Annotated in this window: 23 protein-coding genes; 15 read left to right on the top strand and 8 right to left on the bottom strand. The window is 69.5% G+C overall.

Annotated elements, in window-relative coordinates; all coding sequences use genetic code 11:
• Positions 1 to 35 precede the first annotated feature (35 nt).
• Positions 36 to 551, top strand: a complete 516-nt coding sequence (locus N1027_RS02840; RefSeq protein WP_259504959.1) for a mycothiol transferase — start codon at positions 36 to 38, stop codon at positions 549 to 551.
• 122 nt (positions 552 to 673) lie between these two features.
• Complete coding sequence (locus tag N1027_RS02835) at positions 674 to 1,618, top strand: NAD(P)H-binding protein (RefSeq protein ID WP_259504956.1); 945 nt, start codon at positions 674 to 676, stop codon at positions 1,616 to 1,618.
• A 14-nt stretch (positions 1,619 to 1,632) separates the two neighbouring features.
• On the opposite strand, the gene N1027_RS02830 is transcribed toward N1027_RS02835, so the two are convergent.
• The 4 genes from N1027_RS02830 to N1027_RS02815 form a co-directional block, all read right to left on the bottom strand.
• Entirely contained in the window at positions 1,633 to 2,898 is a 1,266-nt protein-coding gene (locus N1027_RS02830; protein ID WP_259504955.1) for an RNA polymerase sigma factor, read from the bottom strand.
• A 5-nt stretch (positions 2,899 to 2,903) separates the two neighbouring features.
• Positions 2,904 to 3,326: a YciI family protein gene (locus N1027_RS02825; RefSeq protein ID WP_259504953.1), complete on the bottom strand. Its 423-nt coding sequence runs from the start codon at positions 3,324 to 3,326 to the stop codon at positions 2,904 to 2,906.
• Positions 3,327 to 3,431: 105 nt separating this feature from the next.
• Positions 3,432 to 3,899 carry an NUDIX hydrolase gene (locus N1027_RS02820; RefSeq protein ID WP_259504952.1) on the bottom strand — a complete coding sequence of 156 codons (468 nt, stop codon included), beginning with the start codon at positions 3,897 to 3,899 and terminating at the stop codon, positions 3,432 to 3,434.
• A 392-nt stretch (positions 3,900 to 4,291) separates the two neighbouring features.
• Positions 4,292 to 5,620 (bottom strand): HNH endonuclease signature motif containing protein, encoded by a 1,329-nt coding sequence (locus N1027_RS02815; protein WP_259504950.1) that lies wholly within the window; start codon positions 5,618 to 5,620, stop codon positions 4,292 to 4,294.
• Between the two features lie 37 nt (positions 5,621 to 5,657).
• On the opposite strand from N1027_RS02815, the gene N1027_RS02810 reads away from it, so the two are divergent.
• On the top strand, positions 5,658 to 5,843 hold the full coding sequence (locus tag N1027_RS02810) for a hypothetical protein (protein WP_259504947.1): 186 nt from the start codon (positions 5,658 to 5,660) through the stop codon (positions 5,841 to 5,843).
• Between the two features lie 3 nt (positions 5,844 to 5,846).
• Here the strand turns inward: N1027_RS02810 and purF are convergent, their stop codons facing one another.
• The gene (purF, locus tag N1027_RS02805; protein WP_259504946.1) at positions 5,847 to 7,304 is read right to left on the bottom strand and encodes an amidophosphoribosyltransferase; all 1,458 of its coding nucleotides are present in this window, start codon (positions 7,302 to 7,304) and stop codon (positions 5,847 to 5,849) included.
• 178 nt (positions 7,305 to 7,482) lie between these two features.
• Between purF and N1027_RS02800 the strand changes: the two genes are divergently transcribed.
• From N1027_RS02800 to N1027_RS02760, 9 genes are all read left to right on the top strand, one after another.
• The gene (locus N1027_RS02800; protein WP_259504944.1) at positions 7,483 to 8,751 is read left to right on the top strand and encodes an efflux RND transporter periplasmic adaptor subunit; all 1,269 of its coding nucleotides are present in this window, start codon (positions 7,483 to 7,485) and stop codon (positions 8,749 to 8,751) included.
• Positions 8,744 to 9,505: an ABC transporter ATP-binding protein gene (locus tag N1027_RS02795; protein ID WP_259504943.1), complete on the top strand. Its 762-nt coding sequence runs from the start codon at positions 8,744 to 8,746 to the stop codon at positions 9,503 to 9,505. The genes N1027_RS02800 and N1027_RS02795 overlap by 8 nt, the downstream gene beginning before the upstream one ends.
• Positions 9,502 to 10,734 (top strand): ABC transporter permease, encoded by a 1,233-nt coding sequence (locus N1027_RS02790; RefSeq protein WP_259504942.1) that lies wholly within the window; start codon positions 9,502 to 9,504, stop codon positions 10,732 to 10,734. Before N1027_RS02795 ends, N1027_RS02790 begins: the two co-directional genes overlap by 4 nt.
• A gap of 36 nt (positions 10,735 to 10,770) precedes the next feature.
• Complete coding sequence (locus N1027_RS02785) at positions 10,771 to 11,754, top strand: DUF5666 domain-containing protein (RefSeq protein ID WP_259504940.1); 984 nt, start codon at positions 10,771 to 10,773, stop codon at positions 11,752 to 11,754.
• A complete protein-coding gene (locus N1027_RS02780) occupies positions 11,754 to 13,802 on the top strand; it encodes an efflux RND transporter periplasmic adaptor subunit (RefSeq protein ID WP_259504938.1) in 2,049 nt (682 codons plus the stop codon). Before N1027_RS02785 ends, N1027_RS02780 begins: the two co-directional genes overlap by 1 nt.
• Positions 13,803 to 13,897: 95 nt before the next feature.
• Positions 13,898 to 14,692, top strand: a complete 795-nt coding sequence (locus N1027_RS02775; protein WP_259504937.1) for an SDR family NAD(P)-dependent oxidoreductase — start codon at positions 13,898 to 13,900, stop codon at positions 14,690 to 14,692.
• 154 nt (positions 14,693 to 14,846) lie between these two features.
• Positions 14,847 to 17,243, top strand: coding sequence for a cell wall-binding repeat-containing protein (locus N1027_RS02770; RefSeq protein ID WP_259504936.1), 2,397 nt, complete (start codon positions 14,847 to 14,849; stop codon positions 17,241 to 17,243).
• A gap of 67 nt (positions 17,244 to 17,310) precedes the next feature.
• On the top strand, positions 17,311 to 18,414 hold the full coding sequence (gene purM, locus N1027_RS02765; RefSeq protein WP_259504934.1) for a phosphoribosylformylglycinamidine cyclo-ligase: 1,104 nt from the start codon (positions 17,311 to 17,313) through the stop codon (positions 18,412 to 18,414).
• Positions 18,415 to 18,441: 27 nt separating this feature from the next.
• On the top strand, positions 18,442 to 18,804 hold the full coding sequence (locus tag N1027_RS02760; RefSeq protein WP_259504933.1) for a TfoX/Sxy family protein: 363 nt from the start codon (positions 18,442 to 18,444) through the stop codon (positions 18,802 to 18,804).
• Positions 18,805 to 18,806: 2 nt separating this feature from the next.
• Here the strand turns inward: N1027_RS02760 and N1027_RS02755 are convergent, their stop codons facing one another.
• On the bottom strand, positions 18,807 to 19,388 hold the full coding sequence (locus N1027_RS02755) for a TetR/AcrR family transcriptional regulator (RefSeq protein WP_259504932.1): 582 nt from the start codon (positions 19,386 to 19,388) through the stop codon (positions 18,807 to 18,809).
• 144 nt (positions 19,389 to 19,532) lie between these two features.
• Between N1027_RS02755 and N1027_RS02750 the strand changes: the two genes are divergently transcribed.
• Complete coding sequence (locus N1027_RS02750) at positions 19,533 to 20,558, top strand: aldo/keto reductase (protein WP_259504931.1); 1,026 nt, start codon at positions 19,533 to 19,535, stop codon at positions 20,556 to 20,558.
• A 25-nt stretch (positions 20,559 to 20,583) separates the two neighbouring features.
• On the opposite strand, the gene N1027_RS02745 is transcribed toward N1027_RS02750, so the two are convergent.
• Entirely contained in the window at positions 20,584 to 21,603 is a 1,020-nt protein-coding gene (locus N1027_RS02745; protein WP_259504928.1) for a DNA-3-methyladenine glycosylase family protein, read from the bottom strand.
• Here N1027_RS02745 and N1027_RS02740 point away from each other — a divergent pair.
• Positions 21,596 to 21,820, top strand: a complete 225-nt coding sequence (locus tag N1027_RS02740; protein WP_259504926.1) for a response regulator — start codon at positions 21,596 to 21,598, stop codon at positions 21,818 to 21,820. The two genes, N1027_RS02745 and N1027_RS02740, sit on opposite strands and share 8 nt — an antisense overlap.
• Positions 21,821 to 22,020: 200 nt before the next feature.
• Here N1027_RS02740 and N1027_RS02735 read toward each other — a convergent pair whose 3' ends face one another.
• Positions 22,021 to 22,866, bottom strand: a complete 846-nt coding sequence (locus N1027_RS02735) for an alpha/beta fold hydrolase (RefSeq protein WP_259504924.1) — start codon at positions 22,864 to 22,866, stop codon at positions 22,021 to 22,023.
• Positions 22,867 to 22,990: 124 nt separating this feature from the next.
• Between N1027_RS02735 and N1027_RS02730 the strand changes: the two genes are divergently transcribed.
• The gene (locus N1027_RS02730; RefSeq protein WP_259504922.1) at positions 22,991 to 23,803 is read left to right on the top strand and encodes an alpha/beta fold hydrolase; all 813 of its coding nucleotides are present in this window, start codon (positions 22,991 to 22,993) and stop codon (positions 23,801 to 23,803) included.
• The last annotated feature ends 7 nt before the right edge of the window (positions 23,804 to 23,810 follow it).

The raw sequence follows: 23,810 nt of genomic DNA, 5'->3' as shown, positions 1-23,810 counted from the left end.
AAGAGTAAGCCCGAAGGGGTGACGAGAGGATGCCCATGACCCCGAGCATCGAGCTGCTGCAGGATGCGTTCACACGCATCCGAGACACCGTCCGCCGCGCCGCCGGCGGCCTGAGCGAGGAGGAGCTGGCGGTCCGCGTCGACCCCGAGGCCAACTCGGTGGCTTGGCTGGTCTGGCACCTCACCCGGGTGCAGGACGACCACCTCGCCGACGTCGCCGGCACCGAGCAGGTATGGACGGCGGAGGGCTGGTTCGACCGCTTCGGTCTTCCCTTCGCTCCGGATGCGACGGGTTACGCGCAGTCGTCGGCCGAGGTCGGGCAGGTGGCCGGCATCTCCGCCGAGCTTCTCATCGGCTATCACGAAGCGGTTTACGCGTCGACCGTCGCCTACCTGCATTCACTCGGCGACGCCGATCTCGGTCGTGTGGTCGACCACAGCTGGAATCCACCGGTCACACTCGCGGTGCGCCTGGTGAGCGTGCTCTCCGACGACCTGCAGCATGCGGGGCAGGCATCCTTCGTGCGGGGGCTGGTGACCCGGCGGAGCTGACCGGGCCACGCTGACCGGCCAGATCGACCTCGCCACGCTGACCTGGAACCGGCTTGTTTGCAATATAGCGCCATTGCTAGATAGTGTGTAGCTATATTGCTAATGAGCGAAGGAGCGACATCATGCGGGTGGCCATCACGGGCGGTACCGGGTTCGTCGGGCGTCACCTCGCGGAGCGGCTCGGCGCTGCCGACACCGTGGTCGTGTTACGCCGCACGGGCGTCGCGATCGACGACGTCGAAGCGCTCGCCGAGGCATTCGCCGGCTGTGATGCCGTCGCCCACTGCGCCGGCATCAACCGGGAGATCGGCGACCAGACCTTCGACCACGTGCACGTCGAGGGCACCCGCGCCGTCGTCGAGGCAGCTCGCCGAGCCGGCGTGAAGCGCATCGTCATGCTCAGCTTCCTGCGCGCCCGTCCTGACTGCGGGTCGGGGTACCACGAGACGAAATGGGCCGCCGAAGAACTCATCCGGCATTCGGGCATCGAGCACACGATCCTCAAGTCGGGCATGATCTACGGCCCGGGCGACCACATGGTCGACCACGTCACCCGAGCCGTGCGCACCTTCCCGGTGTTCGCGACCGTCGGTTACCGCGAGCGCACCGTCCGGCCCATTCCGGTCGAGGAGGCGGTCGATGTGCTGGTCGCCGCCTTGGAGGGCCGCATCCCCGACCCCACCGTCGCCGTCATGGGAGCCGAAGAGCTCGAACTCGGGGCCGCCGTCCGCCGCATCGCCGGAGTCGCCGGCCGTCGGCCGTTGTACGTGCGCGTGCCGGTCTGGTCGATCCGCGTTCTCGCCCAGCTGACCGAATGGGCGATGGTGGTTCCGCTCGTCGCGAAGGCGCAGGCGCGGATGCTGGGTGAGGGTGTCAGCGAAGCGGCGCCGTGGGCGCCCGAGCTGCCCGACGGCATCCGTCCGGCCCAGCGGTTCACCGAGGCGCGCATCCGCGCTGCACTGCCTGAGGGGCGCTTCGGGTGGAGCGACCTGCGGATTGCGCGGGCGATCGCTCGGCGGAGTGACTCGACGGCGAAGCGTCCGGTCCGCCCGGCGGCCGAGCTGTAGCGCCGCTGCCGCGCCTACTCCTCGAGCGCTGCCGCCTTATCGAGCAGCACCTGGCGCTGACGGTCATTCGCGACGAGGCCCGCCGCCGTCGTGAGCTCCGAGCGGGCCTCCTGCACCCGGCCCAAGCGGGCGAGCAGCTCGCCACGAACGCTCGGCAGCAGGTAGCTGCCCGCCAGCGCACCCGACGTGGATATCTCGTCGACGATGCGCAATCCGGATGCCGGCCCCACCGCCATCGACACCGCCACGGCACGGTTCAGTTCCACGACCGGGTTCGGCGCGATGCGGCCGAGGGCTTCGTAGAGCACCACGATCCGCTCCCAGTCGGTGTCGTCGACCGACGGAGCCACGGCATGGCATTCGGCGATAGCGGCCTGCAGGGCGTACGGCCCGCGCCCGCGACCGAGCGCATCCGCTCGCTCCAGTGCGGCGACCCCGCGGCCGATCTGGGCGCGGTCCCAGCGCGCGCGATCCTGGTCGGCCAGCAGCACGGGGCTGCCGTCGGCGCGCGAGCGGGCTCCGAACCGCGAAGCTTGGAACTCCATCAGGGCCACGAGAGCATGCGCCTCCGCTTCGCGCGGCACCAGACCCGCCACCATGCGGCCGAGCCGGAGTGCCTCTCCCGCCAGCTCGGCACGCATCCAGCGGTCTCCGGATGTCGCGGAGTACCCCTCGGTGAAGATGAGGTACACCACGCCCAACACCGACCCGAGGCGCGCCGACCATTCGCTCGGATCGGGCGTCTCGAACGGCGTCTTCGCCGCAGCGAGGGTCTTCTTGGCTCGCACGATCCGCTGCTGCACCGTCGCCACCGGCACGAGGAACAGTCGCGCGATCTCCTCGGTGCTGAGGCCCCCGACCACACGCAACGTGAGCGCCACCTGCGCCTCGCGCCCGAGCACCGGGTGGCAAGCGGTGAAGACGAGGCGCAGCACGTCGTCGTCGATGGGCTCGCCGGCGTCGGTTGCGTCTCCGAGCTCTGCGAGATCGTGGGCGATCGCTCGGTAGCGGTCGTCGAGACGCTCGCGTCGTCGCCAGCCGTCGATGGCCTTGCGCTTCGCGACGGCGGTGAGCCAGGCACCGGGATTCTGGGGCACCCCGGCCGATGGCCACTGCGCCAGTGCGTCGATCACGGCCTCTTGAGCGAGGTCTTCGGCGAGCGAGAAGTCACCGGTCACCTTCGCGAGTGTGGCGACGATGCGCGCGCTCTCGATGCGCCAGACGGCGTCGACGGTGCGGTGGATGCTCGCACCGTCGACGCCGTTCGGGCCGGGGTTCATGACGCTCAGCCCAGCGCGCCCTCGCCGCGCCATTCCTTCTCTTTCTGGATGTACTCGTTGTCGGAGAAGGCTTCGAAGTCGCTCTCGTCGGTGATGCGGCGCACCTCGAGCTTCGACCCGGCGCCGAGCGGTGCCCGGCTCGCCCACTGGGCGGCCTCCTCGCGGGAGGACACCTCCACGATCCAGAACCCGTTGAACAACTCGTGCACCTCGCCGTAGGGGCCGTCGGTGACGACCGGGGTCTCGCCGCCGAAGTCGACGACGAAGCCCTCTTGCGCATCCGTCAGTCCGTCGCCGCCGATCAGCACTCCGGCCTTGACCATCGATTCGTTGTAGGCGCCCATCGCGTTGATGATCTCGGTGAAGTCCATCGACTTCGACGCCTCGATCGCCTCAGCGGTGCTGCGCATGATCAGCATGTACTTCATGGTGTCTCTCCTCGTTCCGGCGGGGCCCCTGCGGCCCCTTCTACTCAGGCGTCGAACGGGAGCGACCGGGATCGACATCGCCCCCGAAAAAAGTTTCACGTGATCTCACGACTCGAAGCGGGCGGCCCTTTCCTCATCGAGGGCGTAGCGGATGCGGGACCGCATGTCGTCTGACATCTCCGGCAGTTCGGTGGGGGCGAACCAGCGTGCCTCCGTGTTTTCGCCGTCGGCCGGGAAAGGGTCGCCGGATTCGTAGCGCATACGGAAGGTGAGGTCGAGGTACTGCGACTGGTCGCCATTCGGGTAGGTGACCATCGGGATGGTGTGCACCCATGCCAGGTGCACCGGATGCGCCACTACGGCCGCCTCCTCGAGCACTTCGCGTGCAGCGGCGACGGCGGGCTCCTCGCCGGGGTCGACGATGCCGGTCACCGGAGTCCACGCGCCCGTGTCGCTCCGTCGCACCAGAAGCAGTTCGTCGCCGCGCGTCACCACGGCAGTGATGCCGGTGAGCCACAGCGGAGCGTGCCCGATTTTCTCGCGGAGGGCCAAGACGAAGTCGGGTGTCGGCATGCTCCGAGCCTATCGAGCCGTTTCACGACGGTTGGCATCTTCGTCGGGTACTCCGCCGCGACGACGAACACGAGTGCTGATGCGTCTTTTGCACCTCTCGCCGGCTGAGGTTATCCGTTTGAGTGACGCTGGCCGGCAGTCGTGCCGGTCGGCGCCGCGGGGGCGCGGGCCGCGGCGTCATCACGAGTGTCGTGGCCGGCGAGCGCGCCGAGCGGTGCGGGGGAGGGTCGTTTCACGCGCCCTGCCGCCCGCCCCGCGTCCAACTGCCAATGGGCGCGCGCGGGAGTGCGGGGGAGGGTCGTTTCAGGCGCCCTGCCGCCCGCTCCGCGTCCAACTGCCAATGGGCGCGCGGGGGAGGATCGTTTCACGCGCCCTGCCGCCAGCCCCGCTGTCTACCCGTCGGCGGGGGCGCGGGCGGGTGCGGTGTGGTGGTGGCGGCCGTGGGGGCTGCGCCAGTTGAGGTGGCGTGGCCGGTCGGGGTCGGGCTTGACGGTCCAGCCGGTGTCGTGTTTGAGGTGGTGGTGGCGGGAGCAGAGGTAGGTGAGGTTCTCAGCGGTGGTGGCGCCTCCGTGGGCCCAGTCGTGGGTGTGGTCGAGTTCGCAGCGGTTGGCGCGGCGTCCGCAGCCGGGGAATCGGCAGGTCTGGTCGATCGCAGCGAGCACCAACCGCAGCTCGGGTGAAGCGCTGTACCGGTCGCGCCCGGCCTCATCGCCCCCGTTGGCGCCGGTCGTGGGTCGGGTGGCTGCGTCGCGCGTGGGCAGGTGGTCGGCGGTCGCGCGGCCCCAGTGCCGGGTGATCACCGTCGGTTCCCCGGTCACCGGGTGGGTCAGCACCCGCAGGAACGTCGGGGCGGTCGCCGCGATGGCCCGGGCGGTGTCGGCGTCGATCGGCCCGTAACCGTGCAACTCGCCCGGCTCATCCGACACCCCCGCGACCGTTGCCGCCGGCACGGTCACGAGCACGGTGGCGGTGATCGACGCGGGTCGGGCCGGGTTGTCGGGGGTGAGGATCAGGCGGGTGAGGGCGTCGGCGCGGCGTTGCGGGTGGGTGCGCGGGTCGGTGTCGGAGCGTTCGGCGCGGGCGATCTTATCGAGGAGGTCGTCGATCGCGACCGCGTCGACCGCGGGCAGGTGGTGGGTGAGGGTCGCCATCCCGTCGCACTCGGGCGAGAGCCACACGCTCCGCTCTTCCCGCGCCTGCCGGTGACGCACGACGATCGACTCGGGGTGCGCGGTCTCCCGCATCCGGCGGGCCTTCTCGGCGAAACGGTGCGCCGGCAACACGACCGCCTCGGCGAGCAGCCGGGCTTCGAACTCCGGCCGGGCGTCCGCAGGGAGGGTGCAGGCGTGGGCGACGAGATGCCGGGTGTGTAACGCCGACACCCGGCCGTTTTCGAGGGCGGCGAGGGTGGTCGGGTAGTCGCGCACGAGCTGCTCGGCCTCATTCATCATCCGCGCCACGGTGCGCTCCGACCGCAATGTCGCCGTGGCGATCTCGACCGCCACGAGTGTGCGTTCACCGTCCCGCGCGGCCGAGAACTCCCGGCCGACCGGCGACACCAACCCGGCCCGCTCGTCAGCGATCACCGCCGCCGCGGCCAGGCCCCGGGCCCGCCGCGCATCCAACCCGGCCGTCAGGAGGTCGACCTCGCGGAGCTCGTCGATGACGGCATCGAGGCGGGCGTCGAGCTCCTCGGTGCGGGTCACGAACAAGCTCTTCATGAGATTTATTCAAGCATGAGCCACCGACACTGGGATGATGCCCGACGCCGACCGGCTGCCGCGCGCTTCGCGCTTGCCCGAAATGAAACCTGGCTGGGACGAACGCATGGATGCGTACACGGCCAAGCTAAACGCATCCGTCACCTACTCAGGGATCCAGCCACGACCCATCGTCGGCAAGCGCGAAGCGCGCGGCAGCAACGTAGACGATGGGACCGCCTGAGACTCAGCTCAGCTGGTTCTTCTCCACCCAAGCGAGGTACTCCGGCGTCACCGTGCCGGTCACGTACTCGCCCGTGAAGCAGCTCATCTCCAAGTCGGTGACGTCGGAACCGAGAGTGATGGCACGACGCATGTCTTCGACCTCCTGGTAGATCAGGTGGTCGGCACCGATCGCCGCCGCGATCTCAGGGATCTTGCGATCATGAGCCACGAGCTCGTGCCGCGACGGCATGTTGATGCCGTAGACGTGCGGGTAGCGCACGGGAGGCGCGGCCGAAGCGAACGTCACCTTGTTGGCGCCGGCCTGCCGGGCCATATCGACGATCTCCTTCGACGTCGTGCCGCGCACGATCGAGTCGTCGACGATGAGGATGTTCTTGCCCTTGAACTCCGACGACATCGCGTTGAGCTTCTGCCGCACCGACTTCTTGCGGGCAGCCTGCCCGGGCATGATGAACGTGCGACCCACGTAGCGGTTCTTATAGAACCCCTCGCGGTATTCGACGCCGAGCTTCTGGGCCACCTGCATGGCGGCCGGACGCGACGAATCCGGAATCGGCATCACCACATCGATGTCGCCCATGGGCGTGTAACGGGCCACGGTGTCGGCGAGGTAGTTGCCGAGCCGCAGGCGCGCCTCGTAGACCGAGATGCCCGACATCACGGAGTCGGGACGGGCCAGGTAGACGTACTCGAACGAGCACGGCACCAGCACCGGGTTCGGCGCACACTGCTTCGTGATGAGCTCACCGTCGAGCGTGATGAACACGGCCTCTCCGGGAGCGACATCGCGAAGCACGGTGTAGCCGAGGCTCTCCATCACGAGAGACTCGGATGCGACGACGTACTCCATCTGCCCGCTCTCGAGCAGGCGGCTGCCGATGGTGAGCGGCCGGATGCCGAACGGGTCGCGGAACGCGAGCAGCCCGTGCCCCGCGATCATGGCGATGGCGGCGTAGGAACCCTCCACCCGCTCGTGCACGCGGGAGACGGCCGTGAAGATCTGGTCGGGGTCGAGCGAGAGGCCGGAGACCTGCGACTGCAACTCGTTGGCGAAGATGTTGAGCAGCAACTCGGTGTCGGAGTCGGTGTTGAGGTGCCGACGGTCGATGTTGTAGAGCTCGCCGGTGAGTTCACGCGTGTTCGTGAGGTTGCCGTTGTGCACGAGGATGATGCCGTAGGGCGCGTTCACGTAGAACGGCTGCGCCTCCTGCTCCTGCGAGGCCGAGCCGCGCGTGGCGTAGCGCACGTGTCCGAGGCCCATGGTGCCGAGCAGCGACCGCATGTCGCGGGTTCGGAATCCCTCGCGAACCTGACCCTTCGCCTTCACGATGTGGAAGGTGCGGCCCTCGGCCGTGGCGATGCCCGTCGAGTCCTGCCCACGGTGCTGAAGCAGCAGGAGGGAGTCGTAGACGAGTTGGTTGACCGGGTCTGAGGAGACGATGCCCACGATGCCGCACATTGCATCGATTCTACCGTGCGCCCGGGGCACCCCGTCATCGCGCCCCGGGCCCCGCGGCATCCATTCGCGCCATTCATAAGAAGCGGCAAGGTGCGCGCAAGACCCCTGATAAGCGAGCTGCCTACGGTCGACCTGTCCGACACCCGCCCAGGCCGACGGCCGGCCCTCGAGGGAGATCATGAAACTCGTCAGAATCGCACGACGCATCCGTCCACGAACGTGGCTGATCTGCGGCCTCGCCGCACTGCTCGCGGTGGGCGGCGGCACCACCTGGCTGGTGCTCTCGCTCACTGCGACCTCGGCCTCCGCTTCCGCCTCCGTCGACGCGGAGGGACAGCGCATCATGAACGTCGCCGCCTCTCTCGAGACGCTCGAGAAGACCGTCGACGCATCGGGCACCATCGCTCCGGTGGTCGACGAAGACGTCGACTTCGAAGTGGCCGGCACCGTTACCGCCGTGAACGTCACGGCCGGGTCGACGGTGACGGCGGGCGACGTGCTCGCCACCGTCGACACGCTCACGGTGCAGGCCGATCTGCTCGAGGCGCAGGCGACGCTCGCCACCGCGCAGGCAACGCTCTCGACCGCCGAGGCCGACGATGACGGAACGGATGCGGCCGCCGCACAGATCGCAGCCGACGAATCCGCCGTCGCCGTTGCGCAGGCCGCCGCCGACAAGGCAGCGGCCGCGGTGAGCGGAGCCACCCTGACCGCGCCGGTTTCGGGACTCGTCACCGCCGTAAACCTCACGGTAGGCGACACGGTGACCGGCACGGGCAGCAGCGGCAGCGGCGTCGGCGACGGCTCCGATTCGGGCACCTCCGCCCCGTTCACGATCGTGGGAACCGACGCCTGGCAGGTGTCTCTCTCGGTGGGCGAGACGGATGTGCCGAACGTCGCATCCGGAGACCAGGTGGAGCTCTCGACGGATGACGGCACCGCCTTTTTCGGCACGGTCAGCTCGGTGGGCCTCTTGCCGTCCACCACCTCGGGAGCCGCGGCCTACCCGGTGACCGTGACGGTCACGGGTTCGCCCGAGGGGTTGCACGACGGCGTCTCGGCGACCGCCAAGATCGTCTACGAGCGCCGCACCGACGTTCTGACCGTGCCGAGCGGTGCGGTGACGACTGCCGACGACGGCACGACGAGCGTGACGGTGGTCGACGCCGACGGCGGGGAGGCCACGAAATCGGTGGCCGTGGGTGAGACCGTCGGAAACCTCACCGAGATCACCGACGGGCTCAGCGAGGGCGACCTCGTGAAGGTGACCGTGTTCACACCGACCGGCGACGGCGGAACCGGCGGCACGGGTCAGTTCCCCGGCGGCGGAACGCTGCCCGACGGTTTCGACCCGAGCCAGCTCCCCAGTGGCGGAACACTGCCCGACGGCTTCGACCCCAGCCAACTCGGCGGGCAGCTGCCCGGAGGGGCGGTGAACGGTGGTTGAGCGCACGGTCGACCTCGGGGTCGAGGCGGCATCCGCCGAACCTGTCATCCAGCTCACCGCGGCCCGCAAGCTCTACCGCTCGGGCACCATCGAGTTCGAGGCCCTGCGCGGCGTCGACCTCGAGATCACCGAGGGGGAGTACGTCGCGATCATGGGCCCCTCGGGCTCGGGCAAGTCGACGTTGATGAACGTGCTTGGCTGCCTCGACACGCTGACGTCGGGCAGCTACCGGCTGGCCGGTCACGACGTCGACGACCTCGATGAGGCCGAGCTGGCGCAGATCCGCAACGAGCGCATCGGCTTCGTCTTCCAGCAGTTCAACCTGCTGCCCTCGCTCGAGGCCTGGCGCAACGTCGAACTTCCGCTCGTCTACGGGCGGGTGCCGGCGGCCGAACGCCGCGAGCGGGCCGAGCGCGCGCTCGACCGCGTGGGCCTCGGCGATCGCTACGGCAACCGGCCGGGTGAGCTCTCGGGCGGACAGCAGCAGCGCGTGGCCGTGGCGCGGGCACTCGTCGGCGAGCCGACCCTCCTGCTCGCCGACGAGCCCACCGGCAACCTCGACTCGGTCTCGACCGAAGACGTGCTCGGTCTCTTCGACGAGTTGCACGAGCTGGGCCGCACGATCGTGCTGATCACCCACGAGCGCGAGGTGGCCGAGCGCGCCCGCCGCATCGTGCGCGTGCGCGACGGGCTGCTGCTGCCCGACACGGATGCGGTCGAGCGAGCGGATGTCGCCGCGGGGGTGCTCTCGTGAACTGGACCGAGACCCTCCGCACCAGCTGGTCGGCCGTGCGCTCGCATTCGCTGCGCTCGCTGCTGACCGTGCTCGGCATCCTGATCGGCATCGCCGCGGTCATCCTCACCGTGGGCCTCGGCCTCGGCACCCAGAAAGACGTCAGCGCGCAGATCAGCTCGCTCGGCAGCAACCTGCTCATCGTGTCACCGGGGTCGAGCACCGACAGCTCGGGCCTCCGCGGTGGCTTCGGCACCGGCGCCACCCTCACCACGGCGGATGCGGATGCGCTGGCCTCCGCGGTCAACGCGCCCGACATCGAGGCGGTCGCGCCCGAGAAGTCCACCTCGCTCTCACTCGAAGCGGGAGACGCGAACTGGACCACGACCGTCACCGGAACGACCCCGTCGTGGCTCGACGTGCGCTCGCGGGAGCTGCTTGCCGGGGAGTTCATCGACGGCGAGGATCAGGACTCCGCGGCATCCGTCGTCGTGCTCGGCTCGGAGACCGCCACCGAGCTCTTCGGCACCACGAACGTGGTGGGGCGCACGGTGAGCGTCGACGGGCGGAGCCTCGAGGTGATCGGTGTGCTCGCATCCGCCGGGTCGGACTCCTCGTCGAACCTCGACGACCTCGCGATCGTTCCCCTCTCCACGGCGGCGAGTCAGCTGATCGGCGGCGCGGGCGGTGATTCCGTGTCGACCATCTACCTCAAGGCGACCTCCGACGGGCAGCTGTCGGCCGCCTACCAGGAGGCGCAATCGGTGCTGTTGAATCTGCACGGCATCACGTCGACCGACGGCGCCGACTTCACGATCTCGAGCCAGGATGCACTGGTCGACACCGCGACCTCGATCTACCGCACACTCACCGTGCTGCTCACCGGAATCGCGGCGCTGTCGCTGCTGGTGGGCGGGATCGGCGTGATGAACATCATGTTGGTCTCGGTCACCGAACGCACCCGCGAGATCGGGTTGCGCAAGGCGCTCGGGGCGCCACCGTGGGCCATCCGGCGGCAGTTCCTTGCCGAGGCCGCGATTCTCGGACTCTCCGGCGGCCTGCTCGGTGCGCTGCTGGGCATCGGGGCGGCCTTCGCGTTACCGGGCGTGATCGGGTCGTCGATCGAGGTCTCGCCGGCCGCGGTGGGCGTCTCGATCGCCGTGGCGATCGGCATCGGGCTCGTGTTCGGGGTGTATCCGGCCACCCGGGCGGCCCGGCTTGCGCCCATCGATGCACTGCGCAGCGAGTGACCACCTTCTCCTCTCACAGCTAAGGAATTCAGGATCATGACAATCTCACGCGTTTCACGGGTCATCCGGCCCCGATCCATCCGATTCGGCGCTGCGCTCGGCGCTGTCGGGCTGGCGGGCGTGCTCGCCCTGTCGGCGTGTTCGTCTTCGGGCTCGGCGTCGGATGCCGCGTCGCCGGCGCCGAGCGGGTCGGCCGCGGGGCCGGGGGCGGCCGAGGGCGCCCCGGCCTTCGGCGGCGGCGGTGTGTCGGGCGAGATCGCAGCGATCTCCGGCACCACCTTGCAGGTGCAGGACACCGAGTCGCAGACGGCGGTCAGCTACACCGCTGACACGGCGATCACCCGAACCGTCGAGGGGGCGCTCTCCGATGTGAGCGCGGGCGTGTGCGTCACCGCGTTCACGGGGGGTGCGCCGACGACCGACGGCAGTGCGGCGGATGAAGACGACGCCGTGCCAGACGACGGCTCGGCGGCATCCGTCATCATCACCGCCGCGGTCGACGGAACCTGCTCGACCGGCGCCTTCCCCGGCGGCGGCACTCGTCTCGATGGTGCGCCCGACGGATTCGACGGGGGCACCCCTCCCACCGACGTGCCCGAGGGGATGACTCCGCCGAGCGACCTCCCTGAAGGTGTGATGCCGACCGCGCCCGGCGACGGCGCCGGTGGTGGCGCCTTCGGCGGCCTCACGACGGGTCTCGTCACGGCGGTCTCGGGCACCGGGTTCACCGTGGAGGCCACTGCAGCCGACGGAACGGTCTCGACCAAGGAGGTGACGGTCGACGACTCCACCGCATTCACCCGCACCGAGTCGACCGACGCGACGGCCCTGGTCGTGGGCGCATGCGTCACGGCGATGGGAGAGGCCGACGACAAGGGATCGGTCGCCGCCACGTCGCTCGCGATCGAGGCCGCGGGTGCCGACGGATGCTCGGCCGGCTTCGGCGCACGCGGGCCCGGTGGCGGGGCCCCGGGCACGTCGAGCACGTCGGGCACGTCGACCTCGGGAAGCGGAAGCTGATGGCCCGCCGCACCCGCCGACCCGCACCCGACGCCGAGCCCCTGTCGCCCAAGCGACTCGCAGCACGGCGGCGGCGCACCAAGCGCATCCTGGCCGTCAGCATCACCACCGTCGTGCTCTGCGCGTTCGGCGGGGGAGCGGTGTTCGCACTCACGCAGGGCTCGGGTGCCGAATACCGCACGGCCTCTGCCGAGAACGGCTCGGTCGACCAGCAGCTCTCCCTGAGCGGCACGGTCGCCTCGGCGACGCGTCGTGACTCGGCCTTCCACGTCGGTGGCGCCGTCGACGCCGTCTCGGTGAAGGTCGGTGACACCGTCACCGCAGGTCAGCAACTCGCCACCCTCGACACCGGTGACCTGCAGGATGCGGTCGACTCCGCCCAGGATGCGGTGACGAAGGCAGAAGAACGTCTCGCCGACGACCTCGAGACCCAGGCGTCGGGTGGTTCGTCGGATTCGTCGGGCGTGCCCGACACCGGCGCCACGGGTGGCGCGCCCGACGGCATGACGGCGCCGGATGCGGGCGGATCGGGCTCGGCTCCCGGAGGTGGAGCGGCTCCCGGCGGCGGAACCGCTCCGGGTGGCGGCACCGACGACCCCGGCGACGGAGACTCGGGCGGCGGCGCAGGCGGGCCCGATCAGGCCGCCATCCAGGCCGCGGTCGATGCCGTCACCGCCGCTCAAGAGGCGGTGCTCGCCCAGTACTCGACGGCGTCGGCCGCTCTGGCTGCCACGCAGGAGACGATCGCCGCCTCCGACGAGACCTGCCGGCCCTTCCTCGAAGCCACGATCGACGAGCTCACCGGTGGTGACGGCGGTGGTGAAGGCACCGACGGAACTGAAGGCACCGACGGAACTGAAGGCACCGATCCCGGGGCCGACGACGGCGGGTCCGCCGACGACCAAGCCGCGCTCGACGCCATCAAGGCCGATCTCGCCGCCTGCCAGTCGGCGATCACCGAGGTGCAGACCGAGCAGTCGCAGGTGAACGATGCGCAGTCCGCGTTGACCCCGCTCATGGACGCGCTCGACGCGGCCGTCGCCTCCCTGCAGGCAGCAGTCGCCGGCACCTCGGGCTCCGGCTCGGCCACCCCCACTCCCACCCCCACTCCCACCCCCAGCGCCGCCCCGGCAGCCGCCGAACCGGCCGCCGCCGTCGCCGACGGTGCCTCCACGGGAGGGACGATCGTTCTGGCCTCCTTCACCTCCACTTCCACCCCCACCGTCGCCGAACCCGACGCGGGCTCCGGCGGCGCGGGCATCGACACCGGCGCATCCACCACCATCACCGCTGAGACGATCGTCGCCGACCAGGCGCAGATCGACCTGGCCACCGCCGACCTCGCTCTCGCCCGGCAGAAGCTGGCGATGGCGACCCTCACCAGCCCCATCGCGGGCACGGTCGCCGCGGTCGGCCTGGCGGTCGGCGACACCGTGACCGCGGGCTCCACCACCGCCGTCATCTCGATCATCGGCGATGACGGGTTCGTCGTGGAGTCGACCGTCACCCTCGCGAAGGTGAGTGCTCTCGCTGCCGGACAGAAGGCATCAGTCGACCTTCCGAGCTCCGGCACCACCGTCACCGGCACCGTGAGTGCGATCGGTGTGCTGAATGTCTCGGAGGACTCCTCCACCCCGAGCTATGAGGTCACCATCGCCCTCGACCCGACAGAGGCGCCGCTGCTGAACGGCGCCTCTGCCCGGGCCACGGTCGCAATCGCCTCCGAGGGCGACGTGCTGACCGTGCCGACCTCGGCCGTTCACCGCTCCGGGTCGGACTACACGGTCGATCTGATGGTCGACGGATCTCCGCAGTCGACAGCGGTCGAGATCGGTGCGATGGGCGCCGAGCGCACCGAGATCACCTCGGGACTGACCGAGGGCGACACGGTGGTGCTGGCGGATGTCGGCGCCGAGATCCCCAGCGACGACTCCGGCGAATCGGGCGGGGGCCTCACGGAACTCGGCGGCAGCGGCCCGACGGTCACGGTCGTTCCCGGATCGGGCCACTCCTTCCAGATGGGGGGTCCCACCCTCGCGCTGACCTGAACCCTCCTGCGCTCGCGCGTCGTGGTGACGGCGCGTGCGAGTGGGGAGGGGTCGAACTAGCCTGGAAGCACATCCCCCTTTCGAAGGAAACCTCCATGCAGATCGACCTCACCGGCAAGGTGGCCCTCGTCACCGGCTCCACCCAGGGCATCGGACTCGCGATCGCGAAGCAGCTCGCTGCCGCCGGAGCGGAGGTCGCCGTGAACGGACGCTCGGCCGAGAGTGTCGAGCGCGCCCGCATCGCGATCCTCGAGGCGCACCCGGCCTCCCGGGTCACCCGGGCGGTGGGTGACGTGTCCGACGAGACGGAGGTGGCGCACCTCGTCGCCGCCTTGCCCGTGGTCGACATCCTCGTCAACAACCTCGGCATCTTCGGCTCCAAGGCCCCGCTCGAGATCAGCGACGACGAGTGGCGCCGTTACTTCGAGGTGAACGTGCTCTCGGCCGTGCGCCTCACCCGCGCCTTCCTCCCGGGCATGATGGAGCGGGGTTGGGGGCGCATCCAGTACATCGCGAGCGACTCGGCCATCGTCACGCCGGTGGAGATGATCCACTACGGCGTCTCGAAGACCGCTCTTCTCGGCGTCTCACGCGGTTTCGCCAAAGCGGCAGCCGGATCGGGTGTCACCGTCAACTCGGTCATCGCAGGTCCCACCCATACCGAGGGCGTGGAGGACTTCGTCTACGAACTCGTCGATCGTGAGCTCCCGTGGGAGCAGGCGCAGCGCGAGTTCATGCGTCTGCACCGCCCGCAGTCGCTCATCCAGCGGCTGATCGAGCCCGAGGAGATCGCGAACATGGTCACCTACCTCGCCTCGCCGTTCGCCTCCGCGACCACGGGCGGCGCGCTCCGTGTCGACGGCGGCTACGTCGACGCCATCCTGCCGTGACCGGATCCCGCGGGCGTGGTGTCGGCGAGTTGTCTGTTCGACACGCGTTGTGGATAGGATGAGGCCGATCCGAGCCGGGGGACTCGCGCGTCACTGACGACGTCGACCCCGGGAAGCGACTCCCGCTCTCGGTCCTCACGACCGAGAGGCTCCTGTGTCCCGCAGAACCCATCGCGCCAGCCTGCTGGGCGCGCTCACCGTCGCCGTCGTGCTCGGCGCATCCGTTTCCGTTCCGCTCAGTGCGCAGGCCCTGCAGCGGAGCGACGCGGATGCCTCGGCAGCGGTGTCGACGACGCCCACCGGTGAGACCGATCCGCAGCCCGAGCCGACCCCCGATTCCCCGATCGTGATGGGCGACTACCCGCTCCAGGCCTACGCGGCCGATGCCGCCGTGCTGCCGGTCGAGCTCGCCGACGCGATCCAGGCCGATCTGAGCATCTCGCCCGAGGAGTACCTCGCCCGCGCCGAGGCCGCAGCGACCGCCGCCGACGTCGTGGACGAGTTGAACGCATCCGGCACTTCCGTGCTCGCCTCGCGGATGGAGGGCACGCAGCTCGTGGTGACCGTCGGCTCCGACGCCGAGATCCCGGCCGTCGAAGCCGTGGGCGCCACCGCCGAGATCGGCGCGGCAGCCGAGCGCACCACCGGGCCCAGCGACTTCTCGTTCCTGAAAGACCTCGTCGGCGGCCAGGGCTACTACACGCCGTTCGGCGATGGCGGATACCGTTGCTCGGTCGGGTTCAACGGCCGCGACAAGACGAACGCCTCGCGGCAGTTCCTGACCGCGGGGCACTGCTACGAGCCCTCCTCCTCATCGGGCGGCTCGGTCTACGAATTGATGCAGAGCGCACCCGGTGGGCCGTACTACGCCGGTGCCTTCCTCGCTTCCCCCGTAAGCGGCTCGGCTTACCTCGGCAACGGCTACGACGCCAGCGTCTACTCGCCTAGCGGTGACTGGACGCTCCGTCCTGCGGTCGGCACGTGGAACAACAACCAGGGCCCCGTGACCTCGGGAACCCCCATCACCGTGCGCGACTACACCAAGACCACAGTCGGTCAGGTCATCTGCAAGTCGGGCAGCACCACGGGCTGGACCTGCGGCACCGTGGATTACGTCGACGCGGTGGTCGACGTCGACGACCACCAGATCAACTCCTACATCTCGGGCATGTGCGCGCTGCCCGGCGACAGTGGCGGCGCGGTGGTTTCGGGCAACTATGCAGTGGGCCTGCTCTCTGCCGGAAGCTACCAGAGCAACTGCAACGAGCCCGGCCAGGAGACGGCCAGCGTGCCCATCGACTCGGTCTACGAATCCGTGCTCGACGTCGAGCCGAACTTCGAGTTCGCGGTCGAGGTCGCCAAGCCCACCAGCAGCACCATCGGCGGCGGCGTGCCGCTCTACCGCGGCAACCAGGCCACCGGCTACCTGCCGAGCGGCGGCACCCGCTTCACCGTGCACCTGACCGTCGACGGCAGCCACGAGTACACGATCCCGGTGGCGGCCAACGCCACGTGGTCGGCGAACATCGCGCCCGACCTGGCGAACGGATCGCACAGCTTCAGCATGTATGCCAGCTACGGCAGCGGAACCGACAAGTCGGGAACGACGACGGGCACCTTCCAGGTCGCCGACCGCCCCACCGTCGACCGCATCGAGGGTGCCACCCGCTTCGACGTGGCCGTGTCCATCGCCGACAAGGCCTACCCCACCACGGCGCCGGTCGTCTACGTGGCCACCGGCCTCAATTACCCGGATGCGCTGAGCGCCGGCCCCGCTGCCGTGAAGCAGGGCGGGCCCTTGCTGCTGGTGTGGCCCGACAGCGTGCCGCAGAACGTGGCCGACAAGATCTCCTCGCTCGATCCGGATCGTGTGGTCATCGTCGGTGGAACCGCTTCGGTGAACGCCGGGGTCGAGGAGACGTTGAAAAACCTGGTTCCCGACGCGGAGGTCGAGCGGCTCTCCGGGGCCGACCGATACGAGGCCAGCCGCAACGTGGTCGAGTCGGCGTTCGACACCGGTTCCACGCACGCCTACGCCGCGACCGGCGCCAACTTTCCCGACGCTCTCTCCGCGGGCGGCGCCGCTGGATCGAAGGGCGAGCCGGTGACCTTGGTCTACGGCCCCGCCCCGACGGCCGACAGCTCCACCATCTCGATGTTCAAGGCCCTCGGCACGAACTCGCTGACCGTCGTCGGCGGCACCAACTCCGTGTCGACCGGGCTCGAGAACTCGCTGCGCACGGGAATCCCCGCGACGGTGGATCGGGTGGCGGGCTCCGACCGCTTCCAGGCGTCGATCAACCTGAACCGTTCGGCGTTCACCTCGGCCACCACCGTCTACCTCGCCACGGGGCTGAACTTCCCCGACGCCCTCGCGGGTGGGGTGCTGGCCGGCAAGACCGACGGCCCGCTCTACGTGGTGCCCGGCGACTGCGTGCCGCGCGGTGTGCTGGCGGACGTCGCGACGCTCGGCGCCACGAAGGTGACACTGCTCGGCGGCCCGAACTCGCTCAGCCCGGCGGTGCAGAACCTGGTGTCCTGCGCCTGGTGAGCCGGATGCGGCGGCGGATGCGCGGGCCGGGTCGGCGCATCCGGCCCGCGTCCGCGAGAATGGACGCATGAGCAACAGTTACGCCGAAGCCGGAGTCGACACCGAAGCGGGCGACCGCGCGGTCGAGTTGATGAAGGCGGCGGTGCAGCGCACCCATGGCCCTGAAGTGCTGGGCGGGGTGGGCGGCTTCGCCGGACTCTTCGACGTGTCGGCGCTGAAGGGTTTCGCGCATCCGCTGCTCGCCACCTCGACCGACGGCGTGGGCACCAAGGTCGCCATCGCCCAGGCCCTCGACAAGCACGACACCATCGGGCAAGACCTGGTGGGCATGGTGGTCGACGACATCGTGGTGGTGGGGGCGAAACCGCTGTTCATGACCGACTACATCGCGTGCGGCCGCGTCGTACCCGAGCGCATCGCCACCATCGTCGCCGGCATCGCGCGGGCCTGCTCCGCGACCGGAACCGCGCTGGTCGGCGGCGAGACGGCCGAGCATCCGGGGCTCATGGGCCTCGACGACTACGACGTGGCCGGCGCTGCGGTGGGTGCTGTGGAATCGGATGCGGTGCTCGGTGCCGAGCGGGTGCGCGATGGCGACGTGGTGTTGGCCCTCGCCTCGTCGGGGCTGCACTCCAACGGCTACTCCCTGGTGCGCAAGATCCTGGCCGATGCCGGGCTGGCCTACGACTCCGTCTCGGCCGAGTTCGGCGGCGTGGTCGGCGAAGTGCTGCTCGAGCCCACCCGGTTGTACACCGGCCCCCTCGTGCGCGTGCTGGCCGCCCCGGCGCTCTCCGGCGCCATCCATTCCCTCTCGCACGTCACCGGCGGCGGCATCGCGGCGAACCTCGCGCGCGTGCTGCCCCGCGGTTCGTGGGTGGAGGTCGACCGATCGACCTGGTCGCCCTCCCCGGTCTTCCGCGTGCTGTCGTCGATCGCCGGCGCCTCCCTCGAGAGCAGCGAGGCCACCTGGAACCTCGGCATCGGATTCTTCGCCGTCGTCTCGGCCACCCAGGCGGCGGCCGTCACCGCGGCGATCGAGGCCGAGGGCATCCCGACCTGGCAGGTGGGCACGGTGTCGACCGCTGCCCGTTCGTTCGAGGGCTTCGAGCAGGGCGCCAAGGGCGTCGACGGCGGCGCCGTGCGCCTCGTCGGGGAGTACGCGGCCGGCTGACCGGGCCGGAGCGCGCAGGAGGACCCGATGGCCGCACCGATCAACTCGGAAGAGGCGCTCGAACGCTGGGACCTGCTCGCCGCCGAACTCGGCGACCCCGCCATCGCCCGCTCGCGCATGATGGGGCGCCCCATCCTCACCCGTGAGGGCACGATGTTCGCGTGCCTCAACGGTGACAGCGTCGGCTTCAAGCTCGGTGCGGCGACCCCGGAGCACGAGGGGGCGCTTCTCGTGCCGGGCGCGGAGCTGTTCGACCCGTCGGGCAAGGGGCGTCCGTTCAAGGACTGGGTGAGCATCCCGGTGGCCGAGGCAGATCAGTGGCTGCCGTTCGCGCAGTGCGCGGTGATGCACGTGATGGAGGCCGGCCCCGGCAGCGCTCCCGGTTCCTGAGGCTACGCGCGGAGCCCGGCCAGCAGGAGGCCGACCATCCGCTCGGCTCGGCCCGACGCTTCGGCGCTCGACCGTGCGCCGCTGTGGCAGAGATCGGCGACCGCCCCGAGGAACTCGTGCGGCGAGACGGGCGCGATCTGCTCGCCGGCGTCACGTGCCGACTCCAGCAGACGGCTCAGCGTCGGAACGAGGCGGGTGGAGAAGTACCCGGCGAGCGGCTCGTACGCGGAATCGCCCGAGTGCAGAGCCGCCGAAAGTCCGCGTTTCGTCGCGACGAACTGCGTGTACCTCATGACCCAGCGATCGAGAGCCTCGCCAGGGGGATACGCGGCCTCGATCTCGACGGCCGCGTCGACGCAGGCGTCCATTTCGCGGCGGAACACGGCGGAGATGAGGTCTGATCGCTGAGGGAAGTGACGGTAGAGCGTGCCGACCCCCACGCCGGCTCGTTCGGCGACGGTGCGCACGGGGGCGTCGACCCCCGACTCCGCGAAGACGTCTTTCGCCGCGTCGAGCAGGGCGTCGACGTTCTGGCGGGCGTCGGCGCGCATCCGGCGCGGTTCGGCGCTCTCGGGAGACGGCATGCGGGCATCCTCTTGTAACGGAACGCTGTTCCGTGTATCGTCGAGCTGACAAGCGGAACAATGTTCCGGTTAAGAGCTGGTCATCTATCCGGAATGACGTTCCGAATCCTGATGATCATAAGACGATCTCCCGGAGGAGACAACATGCAGTACCGAACTCTCGGCCGCACCGGCATCAAGGTCACCCCGTTCGCGCTCGGCGCGATGATGCTGGGCCAGATGGGGAATCCTGATCGGCAGGAGGCCATCCGCATCATCCATCGCGCGCTCGACGGCGGCATCAATTTCGTCGACACGGCCGACCGCTACGGCGACTCGGAGCAGGTCGTCGGCGAGGCACTCAGAGGTCGCCGCGACGACGTCGTGCTGGCGACCAAGTTCTGGGGGCCCGTCGATGACGACGTCAACCACCGCGGCGCTTCACGCCGATGGATCGTGCAGGCCGTGGAGCGATCACTCCGCAACCTTCAGACCGACTACATCGACCTGTATCAGCTGCACCGACCCGATCCGGAAACCGACATCGACGAGACGCTCTCGGCGCTGACCGACCTCGTGCGGCAGGGAAAGGTGCGGGCGATCGGCTCGTCGTCGATGCGGGGGTCGGAGATCGTCGAAGCGCAGTGGATGTCGGAACGCCGCGGTTTCGAACGCTTCCGCACCGAGCAGCCCAACTACTCGATCCTCGACCGGGAGATCGAGCGGGAGATCCTTCCGGTCGCGCAGCGCTACGGCATGGGCACGCTCGTCTACAGTCCGCTCGCCGGCGGAACGCTGACCGGGAGGTATCGTGCGGGCCAGGAGAACGACGTCTTCCGCTCCACGCGCACCGGGATGAATCACTTCCGCGACGAGCGGCGGCTCGCCGTGGTCGAGCAGCTCATCGCGCTGGCGGCGGAAGCGGGGCTCAGCCTCGCGCATCTCGCGATGGCGTTCGCCATCGCTCATCCGGGCGTCACCTCGGCGATCGCCGGTCCGCGCACCATGGAGCAGCTCGACGACACGCTCGCGGGGGTCGACGTTTCGTTGTCAGACGACATCCTCGACCGTATCGACGCCATCGTCGCCCCGGGCGAGAGCGTCGGCGCCATGGACATGGTCTACCGCGGGCCGGAGGTCGGAGCCCCGGCACTGCGGCGGCGGCCGGTCGCGCAGCGTTCGGCGGCGTGACGAGTCGATATCGGCAGAACGCCGGTCACCCCTTGGGGCGGCCGCCGTTCGCGATCTCGTGGGTGTCTTCCTGGAGCTGCGCGCGCAGCAGCAGAGTGGCCCAGGTGCGGTAGGGCGCCCAGCCGGCGGTCAGCTCGGCCAGGGTCGTCGCATCCGGAGTCGCGTCGAGGCGGTAGGCGTGAGCGATCGCCTTCGCGAGGCGAGGTTCGTGCACGGGCGCGTGGTCGGGATCGCCGGCGCCGCGCAGCAGAATGAGTTCGGCCGAGAACGGGCCGACCCCCGGTAGGGTCTGCAGCAACTCGAGCGCCTCGTCGCGGGGGAGAGCGCGGAGGGTCGCGCTGTCGAAGACGTGGCGCTGCGCTGCGTCGGCAAGAGCGTGCAGGCGCTCGACCTTCGCCCGGGTGAGCCCGGGGCCGCCGGTCAGCTGCACCAGGGCCGCGGGCGCCGGAAAGGCCTGATGCGCGACCCCGTCGATCACCACGGTCTCGCCGAGTTCGGCTGCGAGTCGCTGCTTGACGGCCGCGGCCTGGCTCATGCGCATCCGCTGCCCGATGATGGCCCACGCCGCCGCCTCGTACCACGACCAGAAGCACACGGGCCGGAGCCCCGGGTAGTGGGCCTGGGCGGCGCCGATCACCGGGTCGCGTTCGCCCACGTCGGCGAATCCGCTGCCGTCGACGTCGAGCGACAGGATGCGTTCGACCTGCGCCCGCACGACCGAGAGCTCGGCGCGCCGCACCGGATGCTCGGCGAAGACGCGGCCCCGCACCTCATCGCCGACCTGCTCGACGCGCACGCCGATGACCTGCCACGACCCTTCGAGAGCGAAGGCGGCATCGAGGGTGCCGGCCGAAGCGGCTTCGTACCCCGCGGGCGTGAACCCTTCGAGGAAGCGGATGCACGACTCGAGCGAGAACGCCCCTCGCGGTGCGATCGCGAACGATCCTCGTGGCTCCGTCATCGACTGCCTCCCTCCGGCCATCTTGGCGGATGCCGCCGACATCGCCGCACCGACACCGAGCGAGTAGCCTGGGTGGATGACCACACCTGCACTCGCACACCTGTCCGGCGGCCCTCTCGACGACCAGACCATCGCCCTCGACGACGGCGCCCCCGAGGAGCTCGTGCTGCCCTACAGCGAGGGCCAGCTGGTCTACCTGCTGGTCTCGCAGTCCGATGGCACCGACGGGCCCGCGACGGCGCGGTACCGCTTCAACGAGGTGTCGGAGATCCTGGTCGAGGGCACGTACAACGAGCACTGAGTTGGCTGCCTCGGGCGCCGTGCTTCGCGCGGCGTCCTCAGGCGTCGCCGGTCCCAGCCCGGCGCCGCGCGACATGTTCGCGTGAGATCGCTAGCACGGTCTCGCGCTCACCCTGGGTCGTCGAAAAAGGCCCGCAGCTTACATTCCACGTCCCAACTGTGTGGGAAACGAGACCGCTGGCTGCGGGCCTTTTTCGACGCTCACGCAGCTAGAAACGCCAGCAGGGCCTCGTTGACCTCCAGTGCGTGGGTCCAGAGCATGCCGTGGGGGGCACCCTCGATCTCGACGTAGCGGGCGTTCGCCAGCAGCGCCGAGAAGGGGCGGCCGGTCGCGTCGATCGGCAAGATGCGGTCGGCGGTGCCGTGCACGATCAGCGTGGGCACGTCGAGCGCCGCGATCTTCGCGATGTCCTTCCGGAAATCGCTGGCCCAGGTCGTCGGCACAGCGGCCGCAGCATACGAGCTGGCACCGGCAGCCACATTCCAGCTGTTACGCACGGCCTCCTCGCTGATGCGTGAGCCGAGGTTCTCATCCAGGTTGTAGAAGTCCTGGTAGAAGCCGGTGTAATAGGCGTAGGGGTCGGCCCGCACTTGGTCGGCGATGCCTTCGAAGAACTCCAGCGGTCCGGCGCCGGCAGGGTTGTCGTCGGTCTTGATCAGGTAGGGCTCGAGCGAGGCGAGGAACACGGCCTTCGCCACCCTGTCCGATCCGTAGTTGCCGAGATAGCGGCCCACTTCGCCGGTGCCCATCGAGAACCCGGCGAGCACCGCATCCCGCACGTCGAGGGCTTCGAGCACGGTGTCGAGGTCGGCCGCGAAGGTGTCGTAGTCGTAGCCCGTGGTGGGCCGGCTCGACTGGCCGAATCCGCGACGATCGTAGGTGATCACCCGGTAGCCGGCGGCGAGCAGCGCAGCGGTCTGGCGCTCCCACGAGTGGCCGTCGAGCGGAAAGCCGTGGATCAGCACGACTGTCTGACCGGCTCCGTGATCTTCGTAGTAGAGGTTGATGTCGGTCGAGTTCTCTTGGCCGACGGTGATGAACGCCATGGTCCTTCTCTCTTCTCGATCTTCACTTCGAACTTCGGTGCGGATGCGTTTCCACGCTACGCGCCGAAGGTGGACTCGCGGTGAAATCATTCCCTTCGCGACCGGCACCCGGCAGAGTGGTGTGATGTCGAGGATTCACGATCTGGCGGAGAGTCTGCGCGACCCGCGCGCCCCGTTGCTGCACGTCGCCTCCGACAACCGGCGCGAAGGGCATGATCCTCGCCCGGTGGTGGTGATGATCCACGGCATCGCCTCGTCGTCGGCGACCTTCTTCTTCGTCACACCGCTGATCGAAGAAGAACACCGCGTCATCACCATCGACCTGCTCGGCTTCGGCGGGTCGCCGCAGCCCGAGAAGGCCGAGTACACCCTCGAGGAACACGTGGCTGCGATCGCCCACACGGTGCGTTCGCTGCACCTCGAGGCGCCGTTCACGCTGGTCGGGCACTCGCTCGGCTGCCTGATCGGAAGCCGCTACACCGCCACCCACGAATCACATGTGGACAAGCTCGTTCTGGTGAGCCCGCCGGTGTACCTCTCGCCGTCGGAGATCGGCGATCCGCGGGTGAGGCTCCGGATGCAGGGCTACCTGCAGGCGTATCACTACTTTCGCGAAAACAAAGACTTCACCATCGCCCACGCCGCCCTCGTCTCGCGGTTCCTGCCCGTGGAACACGTGATGGAGATCACCGAACAGAACTGGAACCCGTTCGTGAAATCGCTCGAGCACTGCATCGAGTCGCAGACGGTGATCAGCGACCTGGCCCGGGTGGACGTGCCGGTCGAGGTGGTCTACGGACGGCTCGACGAATTCCTCGTTCCGGCAAACCTTGCGATCATCGAGAAGATGCGCAACGTCACCAGCCACGTCGTGAACGTGAGCGACCACATGATCCGCAAGCCGATGGCGCGGGTGGTCGCCAGCGCCATCGGCTGAGCGGATG

The sequence above is a fragment of the Herbiconiux aconitum genome (assembly GCF_024979235.1).
Classification (GTDB): Bacteria; Actinomycetota; Actinomycetes; order Actinomycetales; family Microbacteriaceae; genus Herbiconiux; species Herbiconiux aconitum.
Note: the sequence above shows the minus strand (reverse complement) of the source record. Positions and strands in the feature narration are given on the sequence as shown.